Genomic DNA, 6,552 nt, shown 5'->3' with positions numbered 1-6,552 from the left:
TTCACGCCGTCGGGCCACAAGATGCGGCTCGGCCGCCGGCACAGCGAGCTCCTGGTGCTGCTGGCCCGCCACCCGGAGGGCCTCACCGGTGACGAGCTGCTGTGCTGCCTGTACGAGGACGAGTCGGTGACCCCGGTGACGCTGCGGGCCGAACTCGCGCGCCTGCGCCGGGTGCTGGGCCCCGGAGTGCTCGAGTCCCGGCCGTACCGGCTCGCCGTGCCGGTGGAGTCCGACCTGTCGGTCGTGGAGCGGCGGCTGGAGTCGGGCGCGGTGACGGCCGCCGCGGCCGCGTACTGCGGTCCGCTGCTGCCGCTGTCGCAGGCACCGGCGGTGGCCCGGATCAGGCGGCGGCTCGCCGACGGGCTGCGGGCGGCGCTCATCGCGCGCGGCGACCCGGACCTGCTCGCCGACTGGGCGCACGCGCCGTGGGGCGAGGACGACCTGGAGGTGTGGCGGGCGCTCGCCGCGGCCCGGCCCGCCCCGCCCGTGCTCGCCCGGCTGGCCGCGCTCGACGCGGAGCAGGGCGCGGGGCCGTACGCAACGTAGCTGCAACGTCCGCGCCTCTAGCCTCCGGGGCGACCCGGCCGTCCGGCGGACGGCAGCAGCGCGCACAGGAGGCATCCCATGACCCGATACGCGGCTCCCGGCACCGAGGGCTCCGTCGTCTCCTACCGGCCCCGGTACGACCACTGGATCGGCGGGGAGTACGTACCGCCGGCCCGCGGGCAGTACTTCGAGAACCCGAGCCCGGTGAACGGGCAGCCGTTCACCGAGGTCGCCCGGGGCACCGCGGAGGACGTGGAGCGAGCCCTCGACGCGGCACACGCGGCGGCACCCGCCTGGGGCCGCACCGCGCCGGGCGCCCGCGGCGACGTCCTGCTGAAGATCGCCGACCGCATGGAGCAGAACCTCGAACTCCTCGCCGTCGCCGAGAGCTGGGAGAACGGCAAGCCGGTCCGCGAGACGCTGGCCGCCGACATCCCGCTGGCCATCGACCACTTCCGCTACTTCGCGGGCGCGATCCGGGCCCAGGAGGGCTCGCTCTCCGAGATCGACGACGACACCGTCGCGTACCACTTCCACGAGCCGCTCGGCGTCGTCGCGCAGATCATCCCGTGGAACTTCCCGATCCTGATGGCCACCTGGAAGCTGGCGCCCGCGCTGGCCGCGGGCAACGCGGTGGTCATCAAGCCGGCCGAGCAGACCCCGGCGTCGATCCACGTGTGGATGTCGCTGATCGCGGACCTGCTGCCGCCGGGCGTGGTCAACATCGTGAACGGCTTCGGCGTCGAGGCCGGCAAGCCGCTCGCGTCCAGCCCGCGCGTCGCGAAGGTCGCCTTCACGGGTGAGACCACCACGGGGCGGCTGATCATGCAGTACGCCTCGGAGAACATCAAGCCGGTCACGCTGGAGCTGGGCGGGAAGTCGCCCAACATCTTCTTCGACGACGTGTGGGCGCGGGACGACGACTTCCGCGACAAGGCCCTCGAGGGCTTCACCATGTTCGCCCTCAACCAGGGCGAGGTGTGCACGTGTCCGTCGCGCGCGCTGGTGCAGCAGGGCCACTACAGCGAGTTCATCGACGCCGCGGTCGCCCGCACCGAGGCCATCAAGCCGGGCCACCCGCTGGACACGGACACGATGATCGGCGCACAGGCCTCCAACGACCAGCTCCAGAAGATCCTCTCCTACCTGGACATCGGCCAGCAGGAGGGCGCCAAGGTCCTGACGGGCGGTCAGCGCATCGAGTACGACGGCGAACTGGCGGGCGGCTACTACGTACAGCCGACGATCTTCGAGGGCTCCAACCGGATGCGTATCTTCCAGGAGGAGATCTTCGGACCGGTCGTCTCGGTCGCGTCCTTCGCCGACTTCGACGACGCCATCAAGATCGCCAACGACACGCTGTACGGCCTGGGTGCGGGCGTGTGGACCCGCGACACCAACACGGCGTACCGCGCGGGCCGCGCCATCCAGGCCGGCCGCGTCTGGACGAACTGCTACCACGCCTACCCGGCGCACGCGGCGTTCGGCGGCTACAAGCAGTCCGGGATCGGCCGCGAGACGCACAAGATGATGCTGGACCACTACCAGCAGACGAAGAACATCCTCCAGAGCTACTCGCCGAAGAAGCTCGGGTTCTTCTAGGCCGCGCTCCTCCCCGTGTGCCGCTGTCCCCGTGTGCCCGTGTGCCCGTGGCCGATTCGCGCCGCGGGCACACGGGCCTCCCCTCCGGCCGGTTCCGTGGCGACCGGATACAGTGCGCCCGACGGCAGCCCGGCCGTCGTGGGAGGGGAAGCGTGACCGACACCAGCGAGACACGTCCGGCCGACGGCGAGGCACCCGCGGAGCGGCCGGGCCTCGTGCGCCGCCTCATGCGCTACCTCCCGCTCGTCGCGCCGGTCCTGCTCTGGGCCGTGCCCAGCTGGGTGCTGCTGTACGGCGGCCAGGAGTGGCCGGTGCCCGTCACGGTCACCGGCACCGTGCTCGGCGTCCTCGGCCTGACCGGCATGCCGCTCGCGATGATGCGCGGCCACGGCCGTCGGCAGCAGGACCGTGCGGCCGTCGTCGGTGACACGCTGCTCGGCTCGGTCTGGGTCCTGTTCACTTGGTCCGTCCTGCTCGGCGTGCTGCTGCGGCTCGTGCTGGTGGTGGCGGGCGTCGGCGACGGCCAGGACCGGGCCCGGATCACCGCGTGGGCGATCCTCGGCGTGTCCGCCGTGCTGCTGGTCTGGGGGTACACCGAGGCCCGCAGGGTGCCGCGGGTCCGCACGCTCGACGTGGAACTCCCGCGCCTGGGCGCCGGGTTGGACGGCACCCGCGTCGCGCTCATCACCGACACGCACTACGGTCCGCTGGACCGTGCCCGCTGGTCGGCCCGGGTCTGCGACACCGTGAACACCCTGGAGGCCGATCTCGTCTGCCACACCGGCGACATCGCGGACGGCACGGCCGAACGCCGTCGCGCCCAGGCGGCCCCGCTGGGCACCGTGCGGGCGGTCCACGCGCGCGTCTACGTGACCGGCAACCACGAGTACTACAGCCAGGCGCAGGGCTGGGTCGACCTGATGGACGAGCTGGGCTGGGAGCCGCTGCGCAATCGTCACGTGCTCCTGGAGCGCGGCGGCGACACCCTCGTCGTCGCGGGCGTGGACGACGTGACCGCCGAGTCCTCCGGCCTGGCCGGCCACGGCGCCCGCCTCGAGGACGCGCTCCAGGGCGCCGACCCCGGGCTCCCGGTGCTGCTCCTGGCCCACCAGCCGAAGTTCGTCGACCGGGCGGCGGCCGGCGGAGTCGATCTCCAGCTCTCCGGACACACCCACGGCGGCCAGATCTGGCCCTTCCACCATCTGGTCCGCCTCGACCAGCCCGCACTGGCCGGCCTCAGCCGGCACGGCACGCGCACGCTCCTCTACACGAGCCGCGGCACCGGCTTCTGGGGCCCGCCGTTCCGTGTCTTCGCACCCAGCGAGATCACCCTCCTGGTGCTCCGCTCCCCGGGGCGGGACGCGGACACGGCTCAGGCCGACACGGCCTCTTGAGCCGGGAGGTCACTTTCCGCGGCGCACGCGGGCGGCCTTGCGGGCCTCCGCGAGCTTGCGGGCCTCGCTGCCCCTGCGGGACGGCCGGCCGCCGGAGGCACCGGAGCCGCCCTTGGTGCTGCCGAGACCGCGGAACGGTTCGTTGTGGTTCTTGGCGCGGGTCCCGGCGGGCGTGCCGTCGAGCGGCGTGCCGGAGGGGGTCCGGGCACCGGTGATCCGGCTCAGCTCCGCCTCGCCCGAGCGCACCTTGGTGGTCCGCGCGGCGACACCGGCGTCCGCGAGGACCTGTGCCGCCTCCCGGCGCCCGCCGGACACGACGAGGGTCACGACGGTGCCGGAGCGGCCGGCCCGGGCCGTGCGGCCCGCACGGTGCAGATAGTCCTTGGGGTCGGTCGCGGGGTCGACGTTGACGACCAGCTCCAGGTCGTCGACGTGCAGGCCGCGCGCGGCGACGTTCGTGGCGACCAGCGCGGTGACCTCGCCGCTCTTGAACTGGGCGAGGGTCCGGGTGCGCTGCGGCTGTGCCTTGCCGCTGTGCAGCCCGGCGGCGGCCACGCCGTGGGCGCGCAGGTGCCGGGTGAGCTGGTCGACGCCGTGCTTGGTGTCGAGGAACAGCAGGACGCGGCCGTCCCGGGCGGCGATCTCCGTGGTCACGGCGTACCGGTCCGGGCCGTGCACCACGAGGACGTGGTGCTCGATCGCGGTGCCCCCGGCGGAGGACGGGTCGACGGAGTGGACCGCCGGGTCGTGCAGATAGGTGCGCACCAGCTGGTCGACGTCGCCGTCGAGGGTGGCGGAGAACAGCATGCGCTGTCCGTCGGGGCGCACCTGGTCCAGGATCTCGGTGACCTGCGGCAGGAACCCCATGTCGCACATCTGGTCGGCCTCGTCCAGGACCGTGATGCGCACACGGCCGAGCCGGCAGTCCTTACGGCCGATGAGGTCGTGCAGGCGGCCGGGCGTCGCGACGACGACCTCGGCGCCGTCGCGCAGCGCGGCGGCCTGACGCCCGAGGGAGATCCCGCCCACGACGGTCGCCAGCCGCAGCCGCAGCGCCTCGGCGTACGGGGTGAGCGCCTCGGAGACCTGCTGCGCGAGCTCGCGCGTGGGGACGAGAACGAGCGCCAGCGGCTCCTTGGGCTGTGCGCGCCGCCCGGCCGTGCGGGCGAGCACGCCGAGGCCGAAGGCGAGGGTCTTGCCCGACCCGGTGCGACCCCGGCCGAGGACGTCCCGCCCCGCCAGCGCGGGTGGCAGTGCCTCCGCCTGGATGGGGAAGGGCACGGTGATGTCCTGCTCGCCGAGCACGCGCAGGAGGCCGGCGGGCAGCCCCAGCCCGTCGAAGGAGGCGGCAGGGGGCGTCGGCTCGGCACCGGCGGGGGTGGACTCGCTCACAGAAGGACTTCCTCCGAGGGGACCGTACCGAGGTGGGCGCGGCGGGGACGGGCCGCCGGCCACGGGCGCCGGGCGGAGCACCGACACGGCGACGGCGCAAAAGCGCAACGCTAGCACAGGGCGCGTACCGAACGCCCTGCTCAGTGACTCTAGTCAGTGCCCCTGCTCAGTGACCCTGCTCAGTGTCCCTGCTCGGCGAACGCCCCCGCGGCCGCCGCGAGCACCGCCGCGGAGGCCGCGCGTGCAGGCAGGTCCGGGTCCGGGTCGGACCGCAGCAGCACCAGCTCGTGGTACACGGGCGCCGTCGCCGCGACGAGAAGGCCCCGGGCGTCGGTGCGGCCCGGCGGCAGTTCCCCGCGCGCGGCCGCCCGCTCGACGAGGACCGCGCACTGGGCGTACCGGTCGGCCCACAGCCGGGTCTGTGCCGCCGCCGCCCGCTCGGAGTGGAAGGAGGCGGCCATCAGGGCGGTCGCGAGCGAGGGCCGGACCAGCAGGGACGCCTGGATCTCGCGGTTGAGCGCGGTGAGGTCGCCGCGCAGCGTGCCGGTGTCCGGCGGCCGCCAGTCGATCTCACCGGCGGACTCGATGACGTCGACCAGCAGTCCGCCCACGTCGTGCCAGCGCCGGTAGACGGTGGTGCGGTGGACCCCGGCGCGGGTCGCGACGCCCTCCACGGTGAGTCCCTCGTGGCCGGTCTCGGCGAGCTCGGCGCGCACCGCGTCGAGTACCTGGGTGCGGATACGGGCGGTGCGGCCGCCGGGGCGGCGGTCCGGTGTCGCGGTCACGGCCGGCGGACCTCCTACGGGTCGGGGCCGGTGGGCCGGCCGCATGCGGGGTCGGTGAATCCAGTTGATCGACGTGCCGGGGTGTGCGAGCATCCTAGCGTCTTAAAGCGACAGTTGTCGCAGTAGTGCTCCGTCCGATCCCGGCCCCACCGACATCCCGCCGCCCCACCGCCCCCGCCGAGAGGAACCGCCTCCGCCATGCCGCCCGTACCCGCGGACCCCACCGTGCTCCACCCCATGCCCGAGCACCCGCGCGTCGTTCTGCTGCGGCCGCTGGTGACCTCACCGCTGATCGACGTGGGCGCGTTCTCGTACTACGACGATCCCGACGACCCGACCGCGTTCGAGACGCGCAACGTGCTGTACCACTACGGGCCCGAGCGCCTCGTGATCGGCAAGTACTGCGCGCTGGGCACCGGCACGCGGTTCATCATGAACGGCGCCAACCACCGGATGGACGGCCCGTCGACCTTCCCGTTCCCCACGATGGGCGGCTCCTGGGCCGAGCACTTCGACCTGATCTCGGACCTGCCGGGACGCGGCGACACCGTCGTCGGCAACGACGTCTGGTTCGGCCACGGCGTCACCGTCATGCCGGGCGTGCGGATCGGGCACGGCGCGATCATCGCGACGGGCGCGGTCGTCACCTCCGACGTCCCCGACTACGGCATCGCGGGCGGCAACCCCGCCCGGCTCCTGCGCACGCGCCACGACGCCGAGGACGTCGCACGGCTGCTCGCCGTCGCGTGGTGGGACTGGCCGCTCGAGCACGTCACGGCCCACGTCCGCACGATCATGTCCGGCTCGGTCGCGGACCTGGAGCGGGCTGCGGC

The 6,552-nt window shown here is 73.7% G+C and carries 6 protein-coding genes; 4 read left to right on the top strand and 2 right to left on the bottom strand.

Going from position 1 to position 6,552, the window contains the following annotated elements; all coding sequences use genetic code 11:
• The 3 genes from GTW43_RS16505 to GTW43_RS16495 all read left to right on the top strand — a co-directional run.
• Positions 1 to 546, top strand: a 546-nt coding sequence (locus tag GTW43_RS16505) for a helix-turn-helix domain-containing protein (RefSeq protein WP_161302793.1), incomplete at its 5' end; no start/stop codon positions are given.
• Between the two features lie 78 nt (positions 547 to 624).
• Positions 625 to 2,148 carry an aldehyde dehydrogenase family protein gene (locus tag GTW43_RS16500; protein WP_161302792.1) on the top strand — a complete coding sequence of 508 codons (1,524 nt, stop codon included), beginning with the start codon at positions 625 to 627 and terminating at the stop codon, positions 2,146 to 2,148.
• A gap of 152 nt (positions 2,149 to 2,300) precedes the next feature.
• Positions 2,301 to 3,542: a metallophosphoesterase gene (locus tag GTW43_RS16495; RefSeq protein ID WP_161302791.1), complete on the top strand. Its 1,242-nt coding sequence runs from the start codon at positions 2,301 to 2,303 to the stop codon at positions 3,540 to 3,542.
• A 9-nt stretch (positions 3,543 to 3,551) separates the two neighbouring features.
• Here the strand turns inward: GTW43_RS16495 and GTW43_RS16490 are convergent, their stop codons facing one another.
• Both GTW43_RS16490 and GTW43_RS16485 read right to left on the bottom strand, forming a co-directional pair.
• On the bottom strand, positions 3,552 to 4,934 hold the full coding sequence (locus GTW43_RS16490; RefSeq protein WP_161302790.1) for a DEAD/DEAH box helicase: 1,383 nt from the start codon (positions 4,932 to 4,934) through the stop codon (positions 3,552 to 3,554).
• A gap of 179 nt (positions 4,935 to 5,113) precedes the next feature.
• Positions 5,114 to 5,764 carry a TetR/AcrR family transcriptional regulator C-terminal ligand-binding domain-containing protein gene (locus GTW43_RS16485; protein ID WP_161302794.1) on the bottom strand — a complete coding sequence of 217 codons (651 nt, stop codon included), beginning with the start codon at positions 5,762 to 5,764 and terminating at the stop codon, positions 5,114 to 5,116.
• Positions 5,765 to 5,917: 153 nt separating this feature from the next.
• Between GTW43_RS16485 and GTW43_RS38490 the strand changes: the two genes are divergently transcribed.
• On the top strand, positions 5,918 to 6,552 hold a 635-nt coding region (locus tag GTW43_RS38490; protein ID WP_161302789.1), incomplete at its 3' end, for a CatB-related O-acetyltransferase.

The sequence above is a fragment of the Streptomyces sp. SID5785 genome, assembly GCF_009870065.1.
Lineage (GTDB): Bacteria > Actinomycetota > Actinomycetes > Streptomycetales > Streptomycetaceae > Streptomyces.
Note: the sequence above shows the minus strand (reverse complement) of the source record. Positions and strands in the feature narration are given on the sequence as shown.